Raw genomic sequence first — 24114 nt, 5'->3', positions numbered from 1 at the left:
AGTTTATCTTGTTATACTCCGGAAGCTGTATCCCTGACTAAGCCCCTGCCGGACATGGGGTTTATGGTCTTCGTCCGGCGGCTCGAAGAAAAATAACAACAGATAAACGGGTAATAATTATGTTGGCTCCAGAACTGCTCGAATTGAGCGAAGATGGCATAAAAGCGGAACTCAGGCTGATCCCCGCAACACACGGCCCTGTCAGCGAAAATGATTTGAGGGAGCTCTTGGCCCTGCCCGGCTTTGCCGAACTTTGCCCACTCGAACCCGTTATCCAAAAGGCTGTCATCAGCATCAATAAGCTCTGTGGTCAGGATGATGGCAAATTTGAGCAATTTTTTGCCATCGCGGAGCGTCGCAATGGCAAGGTCGTCATCGAGGTCAGCCCGGATCAAATGCAGGCTGAAATGGAGATTGTCGCCGCCTATGGCGGTAAACAAATTAGCCTGCAGGATGTCTTGGTGGCTCTGAAGGCCGAAGGCGTTTCCATGGGGCTCAGTAAGGTGCGTATTGAGCAGCTGCTGAAACAAATTCCCACCCTTGCCCCCGGTGCCAGTTGCAAACAGGTCATTGCCATCGGTAAGCCTGCGGTCAACGGTGAAAACGCGATACTCGACCGCAAAGTCCCATTAGCGAGGGAGCGTTTGCTGCAGCCACAGGAGCGGGAAGACGGCACCGTGGATATGCGAAACCTGGGCTCGGTTATCACGGTTAAACCCAACGATGTCCTGATGGTTAAGATCCCGGCGACCGATGGCATACAGGGCTTTACCGTGAAAGGTACTCCCCTGCCGCCAATCCCAGGAAAAGACCTGCCTTTAGTCCCCGGTGACGGTACGGCGCTCTCGCCCAAAGATCCCCATAAATTAATTGCCACTGTGGCAGGTCAGCCGGTTGAAACCCGCACCGGCATGCAAGTGGATGACATGTTGCAAATCAAAGAAGTGGATGTGAAGTACGGCCACGTCAACTTTAAGGGCTCTGTGTTAATTACGGGCGATGTGCATGAAGGCATGCAGGTAAGAGCCAGTGGTGACATTACCGTGATGGGTTTTGTCGACTCGGCTCAGCTGGAGGCTGAAGGCGACATCATCGTCAGTAAAGGGGTTATTGGCCGCCAACTGGCCGATAACAAACACTCCACAGTGCTCAAGGCCAAGGGCCAGATTGCCGCTCAGTTTGTACAATACTCAGAACTCGTGGCCGAAGGCGATATTCAGGTGACCAAACAGTTGCTGCACAGCAACACCACCACCCTGAGTAAACTGCTGGTCAGTGACAATAATGGTCGCCGGGGCGATTTGGTCGGCGGGCAGGCCCATGCAGCCAAGGGGGTGCGCGCCGTCGTCATAGGCGCTACCGCAGGCACCAAGACAGAAATCTTCTGCGCCATGGATTTGAGCGACTTGAAAAACGAACTCAGGGCGCTGGATGAGAGCGTCAAGTCCATGGTGGTTGCCTGTCTCGACATTGACGCCCGGATCCGCAAACTGCCACCCAAGAGCGAATGGCAGGATGATCCCGTTATGCTAGAACAGGTGCGTATGATGATGGAGCAGAAAAAGCGCATGTCAGAAGAACGCGTTCTGGAAGAACAGCGATTTGAAGCCCTCAAACAGGAAGTTGATAATTACTATGCCAATTATCGGGTAGAAGTGCTTAAACACATTTTTGCCAACGTCGAGCTTCATATAGGTCAGGCCTTTAACCGCACCCAAAGGGAACACGGCACCTGTATAGTCACCAATCAGGGGCAGGAAGTGTACTTCGATTACAGTGCCAAGCCCTGATCAATGGGTGCAGGCCAAACTCCCCATCCTCAGTTAATCTGGCCAGCCCTGCTCAAACAGCAGGGCTGTAACGAACTCTTACCGCTGCGAACCAACGACGACTGGCAGAGGTTCTGTGCTGATTCCAAACATCTGCTGCAATATGGCGACAAACTGGTCGATTCCAACTTTCACTGTTTTGTACTTGAAGAAGATGCCCACTGGCATCCAGCCGCCCCCCTGCCACCCGAGGGTTTGAATGACCTCATTCGCGCCCACTGCGCCACCCTCGGTCACTGTTGTACCAGCAAGATGCATCTGCATTCAGTGATGGATGCCATCGATTTTCTCAATGCATTGGAGGGCTGAAAAAGCCCGTATTTCCCGCTATGATGCTCGCCAATTTATTGTGTATGGCCATGCTGATGGTCAGATGCGTGTTTACCGCAGGGAAAAATGAGGTGCATTTTGGAATTGCTCAGAGTTCAGTGTCTTGGAAAAACCTTGAGGTTGGAAGGCTCACTTGCCGGCTGGCAGGAACTCTATTGGGATAACCAATTGGTATCACAAAAGACAGCAGGCATAGAGAATGACGGCCTGCGGGTACACGAATTCAATCTTCAATCCCACCAACCCAATCAGGAAGCACCGGAGCAAATTGCGGTACGGCTCGAAACCGATCTGATTTGGCAGCCCTTTAAGCTGGACTATCGCCTCCTGGTCGAAGACCAGGTGCTCGCCGAAGGCACCCGTACCGAAAAAGACATGGAGCGTCAGGAACCCGAACTGCCCCGGCAAAATACCCAAAAGCTGAGCCTGGTGGGCCTGGCATCGCTGGGGTTTAAGCTGCTGAAAAGCGCCAAGGTCATTAAGGCCGTATTGGCAGGGGCCAGCCTTGCCGCCTATAGCTGGCTGTTCTCATTCCAGTTTGCCCTGGCGCTGATAGCCTGTTTGGTCGTACACGAATACGGCCATGTGCGGGCGATGAAATATTTCGGCATGAAAACCAAAGGGTTTTATCTTATTCCCTTTATGGGCGGTCTGGCCCTGTCGGAAGACAAGATCAATACTCGCTGGCAGGATGTCGTCATCTCCATCATGGGGCCCACCTTCGGCCTCTTTATGTCGCTGGCCTGCCTTGTGGGTTGGTGGATAACCGACAATCCATTTTTCGCAGGTCTTGCCGCCTTTAACTCGCTTCTGAACCTGTTTAACCTACTGCCGATTTTGCCACTGGATGGTGGCCATGTGATTAAGAGCATCAGCTTTTCCATGAACAGCAAAACAGGCCTGCTGCTTTGTGTCCTCGGCGCTGTGTTTGGGGTTTGGCTGAGCTACAGCCTGGGACTGGCGCTGCTGGGCTTTTTGCTGCTCATTGGCAGTGCAGAAATCCTATTCGAGTGGCGCGCCCGTCACCAAAGCCATTTGATCCCATTGGACAGATACGGTCAGATTTTCTCGACCGTGTGGTATCTCCTCACCCTGGCAGCCTTTATCGGTATCATCTGGTATTTCGCCGGTATGGGCGATGGCCTGCTGGGTCTGCCGCTGCAAATCCTGCAAAGCTAGTCAGCAAGAAATCAAAAGGGCGCCATTGGCGCCCTTTTGATTAAGCTTGTGACCGGCTAACACGCGCGCAGACTGGAACCTCTGGCTTTCAGTTGCACAGGAAGTCGCTGCAATCCCTGCATCTGCTGACCGCTGCGGATGTCTTCCAACACCTGGCATACCGTCGCACCGAGGGCATCGGCATCAATGGCGATACTGCTCAGCGCCGGCGTCATCAGCTTGGAGTCTTCCAAATCGTCAAATCCGACTATCGCCATGTCTTTGCCAGGCATCAGGCCCTGTTGTCTTAATTGCTCTATGGCACCGTAGGCCACAATATCGGTAAAGCACACCAGCGCCTCAGGCCGCGTTGATGAGGCGAGCAGCTCAGCCATGGCAAGGCGGCCACCATGGCGATTGGTGAGCGCCGTCTCCCACACTCCTGCAGGCTCAAGCCCTGCTTCTGCCAGCGCCGCCTTAAAGCCTGCCAAACGCTCGCCGTAATCTGAGATACGCTGATTACCGCCGAAAAATCCGATGCGGGTATAACCCTGACTCAGCAAATGGCGGGTCGAGGCCAGCGTACCGGCCTGGTTATCGGGCAGCACTGTAGGCACCTTGGCCCCCGTTATCTCACGCATTATATGGATTACGGGCACCGTGGCCGCGAGCTGATTCACCCAGTCAGCATCTGTACCGGGGGCAGGACAGATCACAAAGGCAGCCACGTTGTATTCTTTGAGACTCTGCACCAACTGGCCTTGGGTGTCTTTGTCTTCACCTGAGTTAACCACCATAGAGAAAAGTCCCATACGACGGATATTGGCCTCAAGCCCGACTGCTAGCTGCGCTGAGTAGGGGTTGGTCAGGTCGTTGATGACAATCGCCACCAGATTGGAGCGCTTGCCTCTGAGCGATGCTGCCTCCCGGTTGTATACATAACCCAGTTCGGCCATGGCCGCCTGCACCTTGTCGCGGGTAGCGGGATTAACCTTGTCACTGCCCTGCAGCACCAGCGACACGGTAGATTTGGAGACGCCTGCGGCCTTGGCCACATCAATCACAGTCACGTTTTTCTTGGTTGTTTTTGCCTGCATTCCTGTTCCCTGAGTCTGGTCTGAAGAGTCGCCAGCACATCAAAAGGGTTTGAATTATAACCAGCCACTAATTATATTAACACAAATTGGAACGTTCCAATTGCATTTTATCCATACTAACCCATTGCCTAAAAAAGAAAACAGCAAGGAGCCCTGCGGATGGGAATGTTAACAAAATGGTCGCTGCTGACCTGTGTGCTGCTGGGCAGCCTTCAGCTGCATGCCGAAGATCTCACTCAATGGGTTGACCCTTTCATCGGCACAGGCGGCGATGGCCATACCTTTCCCGGTGCCGTTGTGCCCTTCGGCATGGTGCAGTTAAGCCCCGATACCGACAATCCCATGCGTGGCGTATCGCCTCAAAGCGAAATCTACAAGCGCTGCGCCGGTTACCACTATGACGACAGCACCATAGTTGGCTTCTCCCACACGCATTTCAGCGGCACAGGCCACTCGGATCTGGGCGATCTCTTGATTATGCCGATGACAGGCACTCCCCACACAGAGCCAGGCACGGCGACAGATCCAGACAGTGGCTATCGCTCCCGTTTCAGCCACGACGATGAAGAAGCCTCACCCGGCTACTACCGGGTTAAACTCACCGATTATCAAATCGATGCCGAACTCACCACTACCGCTCGCACCGGCATGCACAGGTACAGCTTCCCCGAAACCCATCAGGGCCATGTACTGATTGATTTGACCCACGGCATCTACAACTTTGCCAATAAGGTGATTTGGAGCGATGTGCGGGTGGTGGACGACAGCACCCTTATCACCTCGCGTCGCTCCAACGGCTGGGCGCACGAGCGGCCCATGTACTTCGCCATCCGTTTCTCCCGCCCTTTCGACGACATTGAACTTATCAACGAAGACAACGCCCGCTACCGCTGCATGGGCTGTCTCGACAAGAAAGATGGCAAGCACTCCACCATAGTCAACAGCCGCATCCCTTTTACTGCGGGTAAGGCGGTGAAGGTGCTGGCTCGATTCGATAACCCCCATCAGGCGCCGCTTTTGGTAAAAGTGGGCATATCAGCAGTGGATAAGAGTAATGCGCTGGATAACTTAACCAGCGAGCTGCCCCACTGGGATTTTGACAAGGTACGCAGCGACGCCAACGCCGCCTGGCAGACCGAGCTTGAACGGATGGAAGCCAAGGGCGACCAGTCGCAAAAGCGCCAGTTCTATACCGCGTTCTACCACGCGCTGCAGGCACCGAGTCTGTATCAGGACGTCAATGGCGAGTACCTCGGTGTAGATGGTGAAATCCATAAGGCCGACTTTCCCCACTACAGCCTTTTTTCACTGTGGGATACCTACCGCGCCCTGCATCCGCTGCTGACTCTGGTGTCCCCCGAGCGGGTGCCGGACATGATTAACTCCATGCTGGCCCATTATGACCAGAGCTATGACCGTATCCTGCCGATATGGTCTTTTCAGGGCCACGAGACCTGGACCATGATTGGCTACCATGCTGTCTCTGTTATCAGCGACGCCTGGCAAAAGGGTATTCGCGGCTTTGATGGAGAGCGGGCGCTGGATGCCATGACCGCCACCGCCAACCACCCCAACTACGATGCCATCCCTGAGTATCTTAAATACGGCTATGTGCCCATGGATGTGCTGCCCGAGTCAGTGTCCATCACCCTGGAATACGCCTACGATGACTTTGCCATCGCCCGCATGGCACAGAGCATGGGCGAAACAGACATCGCCAAAGCCTTCGACAAGCGCGCCCAGAGCTGGCGTAACGTGTTTGATCCCGAAACCAAATTTGCCCGCGGCCGCGACAGCAAAGGCCACTGGGACAAAGACTTCGACGTGGAAGAAGCCAAGTACATGGGCCCCTTTACCGAGGGCAACAGCTTCCAGTACAGCTTCTATGTACCCCACGATGTGGCGGGGCTTATCGATATCAAGGGGGGCGACGGCGCCTTTATCGAGCGTTTGGATGAGCTTTTTACCCGTCCGCTCCATGCCGACAAAATCAAGGAACATGAGGATATCGCCGGTTTGATTGGCCAGTACGCCCACGGCAACGAGCCAAGCCACCACATTGCTTATCTATACAACCACGCCGGCGCCCCCTGGATGACCCAGGCACGTATCCGCCAAATCATGGATACCCTGTCAAATGACACGCCATCGGGCCTCGCCGGTAACGACGATGTGGGTCAGATGTCGGCCTGGTATCTGTTCTCAGCCATGGGCTTTTACCCGGTGACGCCGGGGGATATGACCTACGTGATTGGCGCGCCGCAGCTGCCTGAGGTGACTCTCAATCTCAGTAACGGCAAGCACTTTAAGGTTATCGCCAAGGGGCTGTCCAAGGACAAGCTGTACATTGCCAGCGTCAGTCTGAATGGCAAGCCGCTAAATCGAAGCTATCTGCACCACGATGACATCATGGCCGGTGGCGAGCTGGTGTTTGAGATGGCAGCTACGCCGAACAAAGCCTGGGGCATGGCAATTGATACCCGCCCCAAGGCCATGAGCCCTTACAAAAACTAAAAACGTCCATAGTCAAAAACGGAAAAGGACAAACAAGGACAGACAATGCACATACCTCGTACCCTCATCGGCATCGCCGTTTCTGCCGCGCTTGGCGCCATCTCGCTCAGTGGCTGCAGCAGCGAAGCCGATACAAATCGAAACCAGCAGGCCAACCCGGCGACTACTGCCGTTAACGCTACTACCAATGCTAACGCAACGGCCCCCAACTGGATTAAACAGCCGGTGGACTTTGTTGACCCTTTGATTGGCAGCCAGGGGGTATTCAACCATCGCCAGGCCGCCAACGTGGCTGTGGGCGCCTCACTGCCCTTTGGCATGTTCAACTTTGGTCCCGAGCACGCCTATACCGAGGCGCTGCTGAATGAAAGTGAAGGGCTGAAAAAGCGGGTGCTGGAAGAAAAGGTACGCATTCCTGTCTCCCCCGGCGGTTACAACTACGATGCCACCCGCGTTAAGGGTTTCAGCTTTACCCGCCTGTCAGGCACCGGCTGCCTTGGCGCCTCCGGCGAAGTGCCTGTGCTGCCTTTTTTAGAGCCTATCAAGCATTCACCCGACACAGACCTGATGGACACTTACTACAGCGTGGGTTACAGCCACGCCAATGAAAGTGTGCGCCCGGGCAGCTACCGCATCACCCTGGATAACGGCGTTGGTGTGAATTTAAGCGCCACGGAGCGCAGCGGCATCGCTGAGTTTGCCTTCCCCAAAGACGCCGCCGCCAAACTGCTGTTTCGCACCGCCTATAACCAGCTTGGCAGCGAAAAGGCAAGCACCCGCTTTCACCCCGAGACCGGTGAAATCACAGGCTCAGTTACCAGCGGTAACTTCTGCGGCTATTTGGGTGAAGCCAACCGCTACAGCTATTACACCCTGCACTTTGTCGCCAAACTCGATGTACCTGTGACCTCCAGCGGCGGCTGGCAGGATGACAAGATGCGGCCCGGCGCCAGCTACAGCGAGGGCGGTACCGGCTATGGCCCCAAGGGCGTCCCCGAATTGGGCAAGGGTTCAGGCCTGTGGCTTGAGCTGGATACCTCAGTGCAGCAAAAGGTCACCATGCGGGTGGGTATCTCTTACGTAAGTGAAGCCAATGCCCGCCAAAATCTGATTGCCGAGCAGGCCCATAAGGACTTTGCCGCGGTGGAAGCGGCGGCCAATCAACGCTGGAACGATACCCTCGCCAAGGTCGCCGTTGCTGCCGACCCCGTGGATGCCAAAAACCGGCTGACCACCTTTTACACCGCGCTTTACCATGCCCTGCACCACCCTAATCTGTTCAGTGACGTCAATGGCGAGTACACCGGCTTCGATGGCACGGTACACCGCCTGAGTCAGGGCCAGCAGGCACAATACGCCAACTATTCGCTGTGGGATGTGTATCGCTCGCAGCTGCAACTTATCAGCCTGATGGAGCCCAAAGTTGGCTCCGACATGGCCCAGTCGATGCTCAATCAGGCCAATCAATACGGCGGTGTGTGGGACAGATGGACCCACAATTCAGGACCCACCTCGGTGATGTCCGGCGATCCTTCCACCATCGCCATTGCCAATTTTGTCGCCTTTGGCGCCGATGACTTTGCCGTCAAAGAGGCCTATCAGTCACTGTACAAGGCTGCTACCGAGCCGACCCAGTTTGACCTTGGCAACACCGGCTGCCCGGTGTTCTGCCGAGGTCAGCGCCCGTCGCTGGATCAGTGGCTGTCGCTCAATTACATTTCCGACCAATCCAATAGCTGGGAAGGCGCCAGCGAAACCCTGGAGCAGGTGAGCGCCGATTTCGCCCTCTCGCAGCTGGCGGCACGTCTTGGCAAGCAAAGCCAGAGCGACGAGATGCTCGCCCGCGCCGGCTACTGGAAAAACCTCTACAACCCCAAAGCCACCGACAAGCTGGGCTACATTCAGGGCCGTAACAAAGATGGCAGCTGGAAGGCAGACTTTGATCCCGCAAGCCCGCATCTCTTTGTCGAAGGCAGCCCGGCTCAGTATCTGTGGATGCTGCCCTTTGATGGTGCCGGCATGTCAGCACTGCTCGGCGGTGATGCGGCTATGGAAGCGCGACTCGATAGCCACTTTATCAAGCCCGATGGCAGCTATGTGCTGTTTCGCGATGATGCCTTTTATGCCGATGTGTCCAATCAGCCGTCCATCAACAGCCCCTGGATGTACCTGCATACAGGCGCCGCCTATAAAACCCAGAAGGTAGTGCGCGAAACCCTGAACACCCTGTGGCTGCCAACGCCAAAAGGCATTCCCGGGCAGGACGATTTGGGACAGATGTCATCCTGGTACGTGTTTTCGGCACTCGGGCTTTACCCCATGCTGCCGGGCCGCGCCGAACTGGTACTGGCCGCCCCCGTGTTTGAAGCGGCCGAGATTGGCAAGCTCAGCATTCGCGCGCCCGGCGCCAGCAACGACAGGCTCTATATCGATGAAGTAGTGCTTAATGGCCATCCAAACCTGAAGAGCTTTATTTCGCCGGAGTATATAGACCACAAAACCAGTCTGGAATTTAAGCTCAGCGATAAGCCAAACCCGGCCTTTGGTCAGGCCAAAACTGACCGTCCTCCTTCATTTTCACTGACAGGGAACTAAGCCATGGCCTTCGTTTCATCCACCACCCCACAAAACGGCAGCGCTGCACCAGCCCAAAGCCACCAGCAGTTGCTGTTTGGCGCCATGACCAGTTTGTTTTTCATCTGGGGCTTTATCACCGCGCTGAACGACATTCTTATTCCGCACCTCAAGGGTATATTTGACCTTAGTTACACCCAAGCCATGTTGGTGCAGTTCTGCTTCTTCGGAGCCTACTTTCTGGTATCACCACTGGCCGGTGTCCTCATCGCCCGCATCGGCTACCTGCGGGGCATCATCTTTGGCCTGAGCACCATGGCCACCGGCTGCCTGCTGTTTTACCCGGCGTCCAGCCTGGAACAGTATGCGCTGTTCCTGCTGGCGCTGTTTGTGCTGGCCTCAGGCATTACCATACTGCAGGTATCGGCTAACCCTTTTGTTGCGCGCCTCGGGCCCGAGCGCACTGCCGCCAGTCGTCTGAATCTGGCCCAGGCCCTCAACTCCCTCGGCCATACTCTGGGGCCACTCTTCGGCAGCCTGCTGATTTTCGGCGCGGCCGCCGGTACCCATGAAGCGGTGCAGTTACCCTATCTGCTGCTGGCCGCTGTGATTGGCATCATTGCGGTGGGCTTTATTTTCCTCGGCGGCAAGGTCAAACACGCCGACATGGGGGTAGACCATCGCCATAAAGGTTCGCTGCTCAGTCATAAACGCCTGCTCTTGGGCGCACTGGCGATATTCCTTTACGTTGGCGCCGAGGTATCTATTGGCAGCTTTTTGGTGAACTACTTTGCCGAGCCCAGCATTGGCGGTTTGGATGAGAAGAGTGCTGCAGAGCTGGTGTCCTGGTATTGGGGCGGCGCCATGATAGGCCGCTTCGCCGGTGCAGCCCTCACCCGCCGCTTTAATCCCGCGATGGTGCTGGCGGCCAATGCGGTGTTTGCCAACCTGCTGCTGATGCTCACCATAGTGTCCAGCGGTGAGCTGGCCTTGGTGGCCGTGTTGGCGGTGGGCTTTTTCAACTCCATCATGTTCCCCACCATCTTCACCCTGGCCATTGAAGGCCTGGGCGAGCTGACCAGTCGTGGTTCCGGGCTTCTGTGTCAGGCGATTGTGGGCGGCGCCCTACTGCCGGTTATTCAGGGCGTTGTAGCCGATAACGTGGGTGTTCAGCTGAGCTTTATCGTGCCAACCTTTTGTTATTTTTATATTTGTTGGTATGCCTTTTTTGCCCGTAACCGGATGAATGGAGAAACTGCGTCATGAGCAAAAGGGTGCTGTGTTTTGGGGAAGCCCTGATTGATTTTCTATGTACCGGCAGCGATGAGGACGATGGCCTGATGTTACCCTGTTATCGTCAGTACCCGGGCGGCGCACCGGCCAATGCTGCAGTGGCAGTGGCCAAACTCGGTGGCCAGGCACGCTTTGCTGGTTTGGTGGGAAAAGACACGTTCGGCGATTTCCTGGCCAACTCGCTGGTGCGCTATGGCGTGGACATCAGCCTGCTCGGGCGCCATAGCAGTGCCCCGACATCACTCGCCTTCGTGCATTTGAATGATGATGGCGATCGCAGCTTCAGCTTCTACCGCGATGGCGGCGCCGACACCCTGTTTGATGCCAGCGTCGCAGAGGCCAGTTGGTTTGAGAATACCGCTGTGTTGCACCTGTGCAGCAATACCCTGACGACGGCCCAAAGTGCAGAGGCAACCCTGACAATGGCCGACAGAGCCGTTGCCGCTGGCCTTGCCGTAAGTGTGGATGTGAACCTGCGCCACAACCTGTGGCAAGGCGGCGCCGCCTGCAAAGCAACCGTGATGAGCTTGGTACACAAGGCCCACGTACTTAAGTTCGCACAGGAAGAACTTGAATATCTGGCAGGCAGCGAGCCACAAGGCTTTATCCAACAGCTGCTAGACTCCGGCTGCAAGCTGCTGTTGATAACAGATGGCGGCAATCCGATACGCGCCTTTACCGGTAAACAATGCCTGACCTTACCGGTGCCCAAAATGGATGTGGTGGATACCACCGCAGGGGGGGATGGTTTTATTGGCGGCCTGCTGCATCGCATTGCCCGGGATGGATTGGATACCCTGCTTGAAAGCGAGACCACCTTCAAAGACGCCCTCGGCTTTGCTATTGGCTGCGGCGCGCTGGCAGTAAGCCGCCCGGGAGCCTTCCCGGCACTGCCGGGACTCGCCGAGGCCGAGGCGTTCCAGGCCTCAATGGGCGATGTACTCCACACCATCAGCGTTGACGACTCACGTTTACCCAAGCCTTGCCAACGCAGTTGGTAAGGCCTTTTTTCAAGGCATTTTATGAAGTTCTACAACCGTGATTTTTTACTGTCCCATTCCCAAAGCATTCTGGACTTTTACGACCCACGGGTACTGGATGCCAGTGGCGGTTATTTTCACAACTACTATGATGACGGCAGTTTGTTTGAGCCGGGGTTTCGCCAGTTGGTCAGCAGTTGCCGCATTACCGTGAACTACGCCCGCGCCGCCGACATACTGGATAAACCCGAATATTTGGCCCACGCCCGCCATGGCCTTAATTATCTGCTAAACGTACATCTGCAAGCGGATGAGCGCTTCGCCTGGACATTGAAAAGCCATCGGCCCGAAGACATGACCCAGCAGGCCTATGGCTATGCCTTTGCGCTGCTCGCCTTCGCGGCCTGCCGCAAATCGGGCATTCTTAAAGACAACAACAAACTGCTGTGGATCTACAACCTGCTTGAGCAACGTTTCTGGCAGCCTGAGTACGGCCTTTACGCCGATGAAATCGGCGCCGATGGCGTGCTGTCTGACTACCGCGGCCAGAACGCCAATATGCACCTGTGCGAAGCCATGATTGCCGCCTTCGAGGCCAGCGGCGAAGGCCGCTTCCTCGACCGCGCCATGGAGATTGCCGACAAGATTGCCAACCGTCAGGCAGCGCTCACCGGCGGTATCATCTGGGAGCACTTTACCCCCGGATTCGCCATCAATTGGGAGTACAACAAGGACGATCCCAAGAACCTCTATCGCCCCTGGGGTTTCCAGGGCGGGCACCAGACCGAGTGGGCCAAGCTGCTGTTATCCCTCGCCCGCCACAGCCATCAGCCATGGCTGATAAGCCGCGCCAAAACCCTGTTCGATACCGCCTTCGAAAAAAGCTGGGACAAGGAGCACGGCGGCATGGTGTATGGCTTTGGTCCGAACGGCGACTGGTGTGACGACGATAAGTATTTCTGGGTGCAGGCTGAAAGTTTTGCCGCTGCCGCCATGCTGTATCAGCAAACCGGCGAGCAAAAATACCTCGATGCCTATAACGCCCTTTGGAACTACGCCTGGCAGCATTTTGTCGACCATGAACACGGCGCCTGGTTCAGGGTGCTGTATCGCGATAACCGCAAGTACTCCAACGAAAAGAGCACTGCCGGTGCCAAGTGTGACTACCACACCCTGGGTGCCTGTTTCGATAGCCTCCGGGATTTAACTTAATCGGGTGCCTCTCCGGCGCCTTCCAATATTACAAAATCCAAGGTTCCTTCCCTTTTGCCGCCTCAGGGCGGCGTTTTTTTGCCCAGCTTTCGCAGATGCTTCAGGTACAAAATGCTACCCGAATCAGATTGAGAAGCTGCCACTAACCATCCTATGTTGCAGAGTTGTTTATTGTTTTCTTTTAGATACAACAGGAAATTATTTCGGATCTGACCGACCGAATATCCTGCCAGAAAACAAACCACAAAAAACACGCAATCAACTCATAAAAAAGATTATTTGAAGGCAGCTCACCCATATGAAACCATTGTTTGGCATTTCAAAAATTGCCGCCCAGTGCTTAACCCTCACGGGAGCAGCCACATTGCCATCCGCGACACGAATCTGTTGCAATTTGGGTTCTACACCTATGGCGACGCCAATGGCCAAGATGCCGCCTCTGGGATGAACAAAAGCGGTGCAAGAAAATCCCGGGGCCTTCTATAACGGCGTGTACAGCTTTATCACGGATCCCAAAAATCAGGGCGTTCAACCACGGCGAATGCCTGTATTGGATATCCCATTGGCAATCGACAACACTGCCGTGGCCGGCGAGCCCATAAAAGTCGTACTCGGTGCCATTGTCGATGGAAAGGGGCCTGCCACACTGACGGACGTCAGCCTGCAATATGGCTACGGACAGGAATGTTTACCCGTTAGCCCAAGCGTCTTCCAGTACTGCCCCGTTTCTCAGAAATTCGCCGACAGTAACTGGCAATCCGCTGAAGTGGCTCAGGAAAATGGTCAGTGGGTAGCGACCATCCCCAATGCAGCGGCAGCCGGAAACTACGTACACCTGAAGCTGACCATGACAGATGAAGGTAACAGTCGTGCCGAGCAGTTGATGATGCGCGCCTATCTGCTGAAGTAATCGCTCGCGTTAAAACCTGCCGAGCCGCACTGCTGAACCCAGTGCGGCTCTTTTGTGGGCGTTTGCTGCTGAATCGTCAGGAAATAGGTTGGAATTTCAACCGGCTGACACACTCAACGGCCTAGAGCACACCCAACATCAGTGCGAAACCTACACCCAACATCGCGATTGCGACCAACATCTGAATACCAGGCAAGGTCACCTTTTCCAGGAGACGCTTGGCAAGAAGGCTGCCAATCAAGGCTGCAAGAGTGCCAACGGCCACCGGCAACGCCAGCGTCTCAATTTGAGCGAATTGACCTACCGATATCGCACTGCCATACACAAGGAGACGTGTAACATCGACGATTGTCGCCGAAACAATCCCTGTCGCGACAAAGGCTTCCATGGACAAGCCTGCTTTCAATAAAAATGCTGAACGTAATGCTCCCTGATTGCCCGAAAGCCCACCAAAAAAGCCTGATAGGAACCCACCAAGAGAGAGCCAACGCCGGGAAAAAGTCAGTGATTGAAAACGATGTGATAGTTCCAGCATTGCAAATAGTGCTATCAGACCGCCTATCAGTACTTTCACCGCAGTAATCTCAAAAACCAAGCCCGCCAATGAGTAATGCAACAGCGCTGGCAAGCGGTCAAAGAGCGCCAGGGAACTCGCGCCCAGAATGGCGGCCAACGCGGCAGGTAATCCGAAGCGTGCCACCACCTTCCAATCTGCTTGCCGGGCCATCAGCGCAAACTTGAACAGGTTGTTTGTGAAATGCACCACTGCCGCTGCGGCAATGGCCAAGGGTAATGGAAAAAATAAAGCGAACATAGGAACCAGAATGGTGCCCAAACCAAAACCCGAGAAGAAGGTCATCCCGGAAGTCAGCATGGCAACCAGCGCGATAATAAGGAGTTCCATGATGTGTTCCTGATAGTATCGACACCCGCCAATAGTCAGTCCAATCTACCAGATTTCAATATTCAAAAATGCGCACTGCCGCCGGAACTGACAGCGTCCTGTATCACACATGGTCGAAATATAGAGGTGCCGACAGCACCGAATCAACGTTGGTCTATGGACTTTATGTCAGACCAACTCAGCAATGGTCGCCGCTTTCGGGTACTGAATGTTATAGATGATTATTTGCGGGAAATGGTCGGTCAATTAGTCTCTGTAGCCATCAGTGGCAGGCAGGTAAGCAGATTCCTGGACCAGTTGAGGAAGAGCGAGGCAAACCCAACAAGGTGACTTGCGACAATGGGACAGAATTTACCAGCAAGGCAATGTTCTTCTGGAGTAAGGTAACGGGCGTCACGCTGAGCTTTATTCCACCAGGAAAGCCGGCGCAAAATGCCTTTGTGGAGACTGAATGGCAAATTCCGGAACGAATGTCTGAACCAGTGCTGGTTCAGAACCTTGGACGAAGCCAGATACGAGATCGAGCTATGGCGCGAACACTACAACCAAGTTCGCCCACATAGTTCACTGAACTACATGCCGCCTGTTGAGTATGCCAAGCAGGCAGCATAAGCTGGAAAATCTCATCAAGGGATTGGTACTAATCTCGGGGAAAGGTCACTTCGATTTTGAATTGTTCGGGGTAACGTTTATGACTCATGGACACCTCTTTTTTAGCTAGTTTATCTAACTAAATCGTGTCTAGGAAATCAGTGGCGATTCATGTGGCTCTCATCCGAACCAGCCAAAAACACCAACATAAAAATTACAAATAGCCTAAAGATAAATAGGGTTATCGGCTCGTAAAAGCTGATAACTCACATATCACGCCCTCCACCCATATATCTGTTTTTATTGAAATTAGACATTTACGTGACATCAATTGACAAAAAATTGATAAAGCATACACAGATAAAAGACCCGGGCCGCATTGTGGTACTTACTCAATTTCATTACAAATTTGTCAACACTGATTTAAATGTCCCTGCCATACGATCTTGCTATCGCATGTAAGCACATTTTCATTGGTTTCCACAGGAAGAATAAAGACAACCTACGAGGCTAAAATGGTTTTTAAATCATCTTCGGTCGCATTGTTAATTTCCTCGCTGCTGGCATGCCAGGTGCACGCCCGCGCTATCTCAAATACTGATGCGTTGTCAGTATTCGGAAGTCATCAACACCGCGCCAATTCACAATCCGATGCCATGGCATCATTTACACGAATTAACGAGCTCAAGGGTATTTATATTCTTCAGCTGTCAGAAAAGAGTGCCCTGGATAAGAGTTATGCGGCACTGGGTGACAAGCGTTCCTCGGTCCTGTCCAAAATTGATGCACAACAAAATCGCATTATTGCTGCAATCTACGCCCTGGACACCGAAGCAGTCATCGTCCAGAAAGTACGCATTGTCGACAATGCCATCCATGTACAAATGACTCATGCTGCAGCAAACGCGTTGGCAGATAACGATGAAATTGCCAGTATTGTCGAAACCTCCGCGCAGCCAAACCTAACGCAGGCTGACGAATTCAAACCCTATCCATTTTTAACCGTAAAAGACCCGGGAGATAGCGTCACTGTCGCCATCATTGGTAATGGTGTGGATTATACCCATAAAGATCTGGGCGGTGCGGGCACGCCGGAGGCTTACGAACAGGCCTGGAAAAACAATCACAACGCCTGGGACGGTTTCCCAACTGATACCGTTATTGGCGGCTTGGACTTTTCTGCCAATTATGAGGGTTACCATACTGTCGACTACAACCCGATAGAAAATCAGGATGACGAAGCTGCAAGCAATCATACCTATCACTATCCATCGGGAACAGCCCAGGCCGCGTTGGTGCTTAAGCAAGCGCCTGAAGCCAAAATTCTGGCTTACAAAACCCTGGATTATGACTGGAACTATTTTTACGCCGCACTGGATGTGGTGGTTGACCCCAACCAGGATGGCGATTTCAGCGATCGTCCGGACATTGTACTGATCAACTCGTTTGGTGGCGGCGCATTTTACCAAAAGAAAGGTTCAGGAACTTCATACGAAACCCTGCAGATTGACCACATCCGCCGCCTCGCAGGCCTGGGCTCACTCATTGTCGCCCCTGCCGGAACCTTCTACCTCGACAGCTACTACAGCATGGCACCTCTGGGGGCGACCCCTGAGGCATTGACGGTTGGTTCGGTCAGAATGGAGCAAGATGCGCTGTATCTTTCATCCTTCACCCCTGCAGGTCCAACCCGCGGCGATACCCTGTTGAAACCCGATGTGGTTGCCCTGGCAGAAGGCTTTGACGGTGCCCTAGTGGGGACTGGCGATAAAAGTGGTGAGCTTGCCCAAACCACGGCTTATGCTGCAGCCAACGCAGCCGGTATTGCAGCTCGCGTATGGCAAAGAGAACGTAATCTCAGCGCCCTTGAAGTAAAAGCCCTGGTGGCCAATACCGCGATTGCAGATGGTATTTCCGGGATTAAAGAAACTGTGGTTGAACAAGCGTTCTCCATTGACGTGACCAAGGTGGCGGAAGTCCCATTTATGGGCACAGGCATGGTCAACGCGGACAACATCGACAAAGCCAAGTCTGTGCTCTGGGAAACGGGTTCTTACCAGCCCAGCCTGGCCTTTGGTTTTATCGAAGCGGCAAGCACCGTCAGCCAAACACGCAATGTGACGCTGAAAAACCTGACTGCTGAACCACAAACCTACCGACTGGCTGCCACTAAAAATGGTGTGAAAGACAACAATGCGGCGGTGGAACTGATCTTCCCAGAGTCAGTCAGCGTTCCTGGCAACAGCGCCATTACTTTCCCGGTAACACTGACAGTGAACGATAAGCTGCTGTCGCCGTTCCCGATGAAGAAATCCAGCGACTTCACCATTGAAAAGTGGGCCGAAGCCTCGGTAAACGGTTATCTGACCTTTACCAATGAAAACAGCGAGGCGAATGACTCCCTGCTGAAAATGGCCTGGCTGGTATTGCCCAAAAAAGCCACACCGTTTGAAAAATCAAATGCAACGCTGAGCTCCAGCACGTCGTATCAATCGGATGAGTTCAAACAAAAGCTGAGCAGTGCAGGAAGCTACGCTGAATCCTCCAAAATCGACATCACCAATACCAGCGCCAGTGACCGTACTTTGATCACCATGCCTTTGATGCACTACAAGCATCAACGCAGTGAGGCCAAGACCAATCTGCAAGGGCATATTATCAAATCGCTCGGAGCGACCATTTATGACATAGATACCCAGCAATGTGCTTCGGGTAAGGCACTGGGTGTCAGCATTGAAATGTTCGATCCCTTTGAACTGGCCATGGCAGAACACAGAGACAGGTTTGCGGTTCTGACCCATTTCCGGATCTACAGCGAATCCTTCTCCGATGCCAATGGGGACGATCCTGCCTACGCAGAACAAATTGCACAGGATGAGGATAAACTGGCCTACATGATGATCGAGCTGGATGACAACGGTAAACCAGTGACCACCTATGTGGACATGTCTATCCAATACGATCCCTGGAATCCCTATGCACGCTACAAGCAATCCACTCTGGATACCTTTGTTTCTCCGGGAGGCAAGATAGCGGTATCCAATATCTGCATGGATGCACTCTATCGTGAACAATACCCAGATCTGACCAGCTGGAATAAAAAGTTGGGTTGGCAATTTGGTACCGATCGCGATGCTGTATCAACCGCTACCGATCAGATGCTGCGCTTTAACCCGATACTGAATGGCGAATACAGCGAGCAAATCATCGACCATACAGGTGAAGACGGTTATCCAAACTGGTGGGATTTCAACTGTCAGGCGACGCAATGGAATCCAAATAACTGTATCGAAAGATCCGTAAAATTCCTGGCCAGCTCTTCGGCTTCTGCTTTGCTGCCGGACGATGTTGCACCTAAAGCGGTAGTCGAACAGGAGCTGACCTGGTCACCGATGACGACAATTCCCGCGGGCAAGACCGCCAGGGTAGCAGCCGCCATGACCATGCAATGCGATCCTAATGTGATCTCCAGTGGCAACTGGGTCATCGACAAAGACTGTCCTCCCGGCGTGGCCATTTTCGAATTGGATAACAACCAAATCGCAAAATTTCCAACCACCGAAACCGATGATGTCAGCACATTGGATGGCCAAAGCTTCAGTGTTTATGAGAATGCAGCCAATGGTACTGTTGTCGGTCAGATAAAGACTGTATCACCCCGATTCTTCGCCAGCGACGACCTGAACAAGGCAGAAATGTTCTTGCTTAATGCGTTACCGGGTACGCCTTTTGCGGTGTCCACGACGGGTGAAATCACCGTCATTAACACGGATGCGCTTGACTACGAATCGCTCAACAAGTCCTACGTGCTGGAAATCCAGGTTGACCACGTCAATCGCACCAGTGAGCTGGTTAACGTCACTATTGACGTCACCAACAACAATGACATGGCACCACAGCAGATTGCGTCCCTTTCAGTAATTGAAGGAACTCAGGGTACCAGCCTGACTGCCAACATTTCCAAAGCCTTTATTGATATCGAAGGTGACGGGATCTCCTTTATATCCAATGAATTACCCGATGGCTTGTTAATCAGCCGAGCGGGCGAAATCAGCGGTATCCCTGTCGTATCGGGTGAGTTCTCCTCAAACGTGACCGTAACCGATGGTATCAACCAGATGCAGACCAGCATCAGTTTTTCCATTGCTTCAAACAGTTCATCTGCACCTACACAGCCACCGGTGTCGAGTGAGCCTGCGCAAACGATTGATAAAGATGCAGGTTCAGCGGGCGGCAGCTTCGGTTTCCTGATGTCTTTGTTTGCAGCACTGGCTCTGGCTGCTCGCAGAACACGCAAGTAATGATTAAGAAGAGGTGCGCAGCACCTCTTATCTGAGGAATAAATTGTGAATTTTAAACTCTCTAAAATTGCGATGGCGTTACCCGTGTCAGCATTGGCATTTGCCGTACATGCTAACCAGCCTACAGAAGAGCAGGCGACCTACGCGGTAACAGCAAAAAATCAATTGCTCAATAGAAAATCGGCCGAAGCCCAGTTAGGTAACAAATATTTCGTCATCTTAAAAGACGAGCCTTTGGCACTGTATCAGGGTGGGATCCGCGGTCTGGCCGCGACGAATGTCAAAGCCTCTAAACATACCAACGTGAACGCCAAGGGTAAGCTGGACGTCAACAGCAGTAAGTCCATTACCTATACCAATTATTTGGTGAATCAGCAGAGCAAGGTGTTCAGCAACATCAAATCGACCCTCAAGCGCGAAGTCCCCGTCCAGGCTGCTCATACCATAGCCCTGAACGCCCTGGTGATGGAACTATCAGACGCCGAAGCGGTCATGCTGCGCAAAATGCCCGGCGTGTTGGCTGTGCAGAAAGATTCCTTCAAACAATTACTGACAGACGTGGGGCCCACCCACGTCGGCGCCCCCATGGTCTGGAACAATCCAGAGCTCGAGGGGAAGTCCAGGGGCGAAGGATTGGTTGTTGGTGTCATTGATACCGGCATTGCTTCCTACAAGAAAAAATTCTATTCCTGGAGACCGCCCACGCCGAACGATTTTAACCCCGCTTTTGCCGATGTCGGTGGTGATGGATACGATCATACCAACCCCTACGGCGAAGGTGTTTACTTCGGCGACTGTGTTCAAAACGCCATTTGGTGTAACGACAAACTGGTCGGTGTAGTCTCATTTGATGACTACAAAATTGCTGTGCCAAGTTACGATTGGCGCTACAACACCGGGCAGGACGACCAAGGCCATGGTACCCATGTCGCCGCAACGGTGGCTGGCAACGTGGTACTGAATGTGCCTTATGCCGTCTCTCAGATAGTAGGCACGGCACAACAGCCGGGCTGGGAGACCACGAACTCCATGTTCAATGTAAACGTGAGTGGTGTCGCACCCCACGCCAACATCATCGCTTACCGTACCTGTGTACCCGGTTATGGCTGCTCCGACTCAATGGCCATCAAAGCCATTGAGCATGCTATCGAAAACAATGTCGATGTTATCAACTATTCGGTTGGCGGCAGTCCCTCATCCCCTTGGCAATCGGCCGATGCCCTGGCATTTTTGAGCGCCCGGGAAGCTGGTTTACATGTGGCGGTAGCCGCGGGTAACAGTGGCCCAGAAGCCGAAACAGTCGGCTCACCCGGAAACTCCCCTTGGGTAACCACTGTTGCCGCTCTTAGCCATGGCCGCGATTACAGCGAAGAAAAAACTGCGGTCTTTTCCGGTGGCGAAGGTGCATTACCGGAAATGACAGGTAAGGGCAAAACCCTGGCATTGGAGACACCAACCGCAATCGTTTATGCCGGTGATGTTGAAAGCGAATACTACCAACAGCAGCAGGGTGGTCCTGGTTATTGCTATGCCAGTGCCTATGGCAACGGTTCTCTGCCTGCGTCGTATCAGGCCAACAATGTGGTTGGCAAGGTCGTGGTATGTCGCCGTGGTGGCGAGTATAACAGCGCACCTTTATCGCGTTTAAACAAGAGCATTGCAGCAAAATATGCCGGAGCTGCAGGTCTGATTTTAATTAACTCAGATGATAACTTCGACGACGTGGTGGGTGATTTTCATGGTATCCCGGCTATCCACCTGAACAAGGCTGATGGTGATGCCCTGCTTGAATGGCTGAATACGGGTGAAAACCATATGGTCAGTATTTTGGGCAACTCCGAGTTCAACAATAATCTTGAAAAAGCGGACATTGCAGCGTCCTTTACCTCTCGCGGTCCGGATTTTGTAAACAAAGACTATTTGGTTCCGGATGTGGGTGCGCCTGGTGTGGATATCTACGCCAGCAACATTGGCACAGGAATGCACTCCAGTCAGCTGGGCAACATTGAAAAACAGCCGGGTGACTACATGCAAATCTCCGGTACTTCCATGGCATCCCCCCATGTGGCAGGCATGTATCTGCTGATGAAGGCGGCTCATCCTGAGTGGACACCCGCGGAAATGCAATCTGCCCTGATGACAACAGCTGTCACTGAAGTCACCGAAAAACAATACCAGTTTGATGAAGCAGGTAATGTGGTGCGTGATGAAAACGGCGTTGCACAGTTCGAAATGGTACGAGCCAATAATCATGCCACTGGCGCTGGCAGTGCCCGGGTGAATCTGGCGATTGAAGCTGGTCTGGTGATGAACGAAACAAAAGCTGGCTACCTTGCCGCAGATCCGTTCGCACCTGAGTGGGCTCAAAAAGAGATCCCCGGTTGGCATGGTGAACCCAGCCAGATGAACATACCAAGCCTTTCCAAAGGCGAGTGCTTGATAGAGTGTGCCTGGACACGCACCTTTAAAGCCGTAAAGGATGGCACTTGGTCAGTCAGTTTTGATGTATTCGATGAAGGTTTCACCCTGACTGCCGACCAAACATCCTTTAGCTTGAGCCAAGGTGAAGAAGTCACGTTACATTTCACCGCTGAAGCCAACTCCGCATTGGCAAAAGACTGGGTTGACGCGCGTGTTATTTTGACGCCCGATGATGAGACAACACCGGTTCAAACACTGCCTGTATCCATTAACTTTATCGCTGGTCTCGTGCCTGAATCTATTGAGATCACCGCCTCCCGTGATAATGACTCCGCCGCAGTAAACGGCATTGTTACCATTGGCAGCGACAATATCCAGGTCAGTAAATCGGGCATTGCCAAAGCAGACATCTATGAGTTTGAGGTACGTCGTGACGCCACTAATGGTTCGATTCTGGCGAAGCTAAACGAAATGGATGATACCGTTTACGCGATTCCGCTGAACATTCAAGCCGACAGTAAACGACTCGTAATAGAGGTATTGGAAACAAGCTCACCGGATCTGGACCTGTATGTCGGGATTGACGTTGACCTGGATGGTGCACCAACGGGCAGCCCTTCCGAATTGCCGTTTGTTCGCTATATTTCTGCAACTGAAAGTGCATATGAAAAAATTGATGTTATCGATCCGGCCAACGACACCTATTGGATCCTGGTTCACAACTGGGCAGAAGGCCCTGAAGCCCTAACCGAAAACCAGATGTTGTGCGAAGAGGGTCAGCAGCCCGACGAAGGCAAAGAGTGCGTGTTTGAAGCACCAATTTTTGATTCGGTAAAGCTGGCAGTAACCAACGTACAATATGATGACGACTCTATGCAGGTAAAGGTTGCAGACTCTGTTGCACCACGTGAAGAACTGGCAACACGCGTCAAGTGGGATCAATCCATGCTGGAAGGCGATTTGTACCACAGCGTATTCTGGCTGGGCACCAACCCGGATCTGCCACGCAATATAGGTGCCGTTCGCGTAAACATGACCAGGGGGGCAGATGATGTCACGGTTGCTCAGCCTCGCCTGGACGGTGATTTACTGACATCCAGCATCAAAATTGCCGCCAATCACAGTGGTGAGGAACGAACCTACCAGATCAGTATCAGTCTGGCGCAAGACGTCTCTGTGGCCAGCTTGATAGCGGATGACTCACCATCGGTCTCGACGATGCAGATGGCCACAGGTGATGTTGAATACAAGTTTGAAGGCAATGTACTGTCCTGGACACAGACTCAGCAAGACGGTGCTTCGGCGGTGACCTTTACCCTCGTATTGGACGCTTCCGAAGTGACAGGTTTGGTGGATATCACCCCGGTAGTGACAACCCAGGTCAGTACCAGTGAAAACTCTGTCAGGGCGGTATCTGAAGGCCAAACTGTGATGTTTGAGGGACGTCCAGTGTTCCAAGCCGTTGCAGATAAATCGACCGCGAAAAAAGGAGACGTTGTTCGTCTTACCGCAACCCCTGTCGACTTGGTGATCAGTGACCCAGAAATCAGCTACATTTGGAAACAGGTGTCTGGTACTCAAGTCGCGATAGTTGGTGCGGGCACGGCTGCAATCTCTTTCACTGCACCTGAGCTGAAAAGTGCTGAAGAAATTGTCTTCGAACTGGTCGGCAGTAACGGCAGTAAGCAATCTGCACCGGTCGAGATTAGCGTGAACGTTGAGGCCACCATTGAGCCACCTGTTGAGCAGGGTAAATCAGGCGGAAGCATGGGGTTTGGTTTGCTGCTACTGAGTGCCGCTGGTCTTTTAAGACGACGTAAATAAATAGCTTATTTGTCGAATACCCAGGGCTTCTGACTACAGAAGCCCTTTTTCGTTGCGAGTCTGAACTATCAGATTAATATTAAGCAAAAACAATTTACTACGATTCAAATGATGTCACGATAGAGTGAACCAGCCTCCCATTTTGCGAGCGCTTATCAACTACTGTCTAAGGTGTT

General features: G+C 53.2%; 13 protein-coding genes and 1 pseudogene. 12 read left to right on the top strand and 2 right to left on the bottom strand.

Annotated features, from left to right (window positions below; genetic code table 11):
* Positions 1-119 precede the first annotated feature (119 nt).
* The 3 genes from SAMA_RS03025 to SAMA_RS03015 all read left to right on the top strand — a co-directional run bounded on the left by SAMA_RS03025 (position 120) and on the right by SAMA_RS03015 (position 3338).
* On the top strand, positions 120-1790 hold the full coding sequence (locus SAMA_RS03025; RefSeq protein WP_011758686.1) for a DUF342 domain-containing protein: 1671 nt from the start codon (positions 120-122) through the stop codon (positions 1788-1790).
* Positions 1791-1793: 3 nt separating this feature from the next.
* A complete protein-coding gene (locus SAMA_RS03020) occupies positions 1794-2138 on the top strand; it encodes a DUF4144 domain-containing protein (RefSeq protein ID WP_011758685.1) in 345 nt (114 codons plus the stop codon).
* 87 nt (positions 2139-2225) lie between these two features.
* Positions 2226-3338, top strand: a complete 1113-nt coding sequence (locus tag SAMA_RS03015) for a site-2 protease family protein (RefSeq protein WP_011758684.1) — start codon at positions 2226-2228, stop codon at positions 3336-3338.
* 56 nt (positions 3339-3394) lie between these two features.
* On the opposite strand, the gene SAMA_RS03010 is transcribed toward SAMA_RS03015, so the two are convergent.
* Positions 3395-4414, bottom strand: coding sequence for a LacI family DNA-binding transcriptional regulator (locus tag SAMA_RS03010; RefSeq protein ID WP_011758683.1), 1020 nt, complete (start codon positions 4412-4414; stop codon positions 3395-3397).
* 159 nt (positions 4415-4573) lie between these two features.
* Here SAMA_RS03010 and SAMA_RS03005 point away from each other — a divergent pair, with 159 nt between their 5' ends.
* The 6 genes from SAMA_RS03005 (at position 4574) to SAMA_RS02980 (ending at position 13897) form a co-directional block, all read left to right on the top strand.
* Entirely contained in the window at positions 4574-6928 is a 2355-nt protein-coding gene (locus SAMA_RS03005) for a GH92 family glycosyl hydrolase (RefSeq protein WP_011758682.1), read from the top strand.
* 45 nt (positions 6929-6973) lie between these two features.
* Positions 6974-9523, top strand: coding sequence for a GH92 family glycosyl hydrolase (locus SAMA_RS03000; RefSeq protein ID WP_011758681.1), 2550 nt, complete (start codon positions 6974-6976; stop codon positions 9521-9523).
* Positions 9524-9526: 3 nt separating this feature from the next.
* Positions 9527-10768 carry a sugar MFS transporter gene (locus SAMA_RS02995; protein ID WP_011758680.1) on the top strand — a complete coding sequence of 414 codons (1242 nt, stop codon included), beginning with the start codon at positions 9527-9529 and terminating at the stop codon, positions 10766-10768.
* Complete coding sequence (locus SAMA_RS02990; protein ID WP_011758679.1) at positions 10765-11796, top strand: carbohydrate kinase family protein; 1032 nt, start codon at positions 10765-10767, stop codon at positions 11794-11796. Before SAMA_RS02995 ends, SAMA_RS02990 begins: the two co-directional genes overlap by 4 nt.
* Before the next feature lie 21 nt (positions 11797-11817).
* Positions 11818-12987 (top strand): AGE family epimerase/isomerase, encoded by a 1170-nt coding sequence (locus SAMA_RS02985; RefSeq protein WP_011758678.1) that lies wholly within the window; start codon positions 11818-11820, stop codon positions 12985-12987.
* A gap of 457 nt (positions 12988-13444) precedes the next feature.
* Positions 13445-13897, top strand: a complete 453-nt coding sequence (locus SAMA_RS02980; protein WP_011758677.1) for a hypothetical protein — start codon at positions 13445-13447, stop codon at positions 13895-13897.
* 121 nt (positions 13898-14018) lie between these two features.
* Here SAMA_RS02980 and SAMA_RS02975 read toward each other — a convergent pair whose 3' ends face one another.
* Positions 14019-14801, bottom strand: coding sequence for a TSUP family transporter (locus SAMA_RS02975; protein WP_011758676.1), 783 nt, complete (start codon positions 14799-14801; stop codon positions 14019-14021).
* Positions 14802-14939: 138 nt separating this feature from the next.
* On the opposite strand from SAMA_RS02975, the pseudogene SAMA_RS02970 reads away from it, so the two are divergent.
* The 3 genes and pseudogenes from SAMA_RS02970 to SAMA_RS02960 form a co-directional block, all read left to right on the top strand.
* A pseudogene (locus SAMA_RS02970) lies at positions 14940-15413 on the top strand (IS3 family transposase); the annotation flags it as partial.
* A 635-nt stretch (positions 15414-16048) separates the two neighbouring features.
* A complete protein-coding gene (locus SAMA_RS02965) occupies positions 16049-19693 on the top strand; it encodes a S8 family serine peptidase (protein WP_198134296.1) in 3645 nt (1214 codons plus the stop codon).
* Between the two features lie 45 nt (positions 19694-19738).
* Positions 19739-23938: a S8 family serine peptidase gene (locus SAMA_RS02960; protein ID WP_011758674.1), complete on the top strand. Its 4200-nt coding sequence runs from the start codon at positions 19739-19741 to the stop codon at positions 23936-23938.
* Positions 23939-24114: the final 176 nt, after the last annotated feature.

It is taken from the genome of Shewanella amazonensis SB2B (genome assembly GCF_000015245.1).
Lineage (GTDB): Bacteria > Pseudomonadota > Gammaproteobacteria > Enterobacterales > Shewanellaceae > Shewanella > Shewanella amazonensis.
Note: the sequence above shows the minus strand (reverse complement) of the source record. Positions and strands in the feature narration are given on the sequence as shown.

Excerpts from the sequence above, each read along its gene's own strand:
- SAMA_RS03025 (WP_011758686.1), top strand. The coding sequence starts at position 120 with ATGTTGGCTCCAGAACTGCTCGAATTGAGCGAAGATGGCATAAAAGCG.
- SAMA_RS03020 (WP_011758685.1), top strand. The coding sequence starts at position 1,794 with ATGGGTGCAGGCCAAACTCCCCATCCTCAGTTAATCTGGCCAGCCCTG.
- SAMA_RS03015 (WP_011758684.1), top strand. The coding sequence starts at position 2,226 with ATGAGGTGCATTTTGGAATTGCTCAGAGTTCAGTGTCTTGGAAAAACC.
- SAMA_RS03010 (WP_011758683.1), bottom strand. The coding sequence starts at position 4,414 with ATGCAGGCAAAAACAACCAAGAAAAACGTGACTGTGATTGATGTGGCC.
- SAMA_RS03005 (WP_011758682.1), top strand. The coding sequence starts at position 4,574 with ATGGGAATGTTAACAAAATGGTCGCTGCTGACCTGTGTGCTGCTGGGC.
- SAMA_RS03000 (WP_011758681.1), top strand. The coding sequence starts at position 6,974 with ATGCACATACCTCGTACCCTCATCGGCATCGCCGTTTCTGCCGCGCTT.
- SAMA_RS02995 (WP_011758680.1), top strand. The coding sequence starts at position 9,527 with ATGGCCTTCGTTTCATCCACCACCCCACAAAACGGCAGCGCTGCACCA.
- SAMA_RS02990 (WP_011758679.1), top strand. The coding sequence starts at position 10,765 with ATGAGCAAAAGGGTGCTGTGTTTTGGGGAAGCCCTGATTGATTTTCTA.
- SAMA_RS02985 (WP_011758678.1), top strand. The coding sequence starts at position 11,818 with ATGAAGTTCTACAACCGTGATTTTTTACTGTCCCATTCCCAAAGCATT.
- SAMA_RS02975 (WP_011758676.1), bottom strand. The coding sequence starts at position 14,801 with ATGGAACTCCTTATTATCGCGCTGGTTGCCATGCTGACTTCCGGGATG.
- SAMA_RS02965 (WP_198134296.1), top strand. The coding sequence starts at position 16,049 with ATGGCATCATTTACACGAATTAACGAGCTCAAGGGTATTTATATTCTT.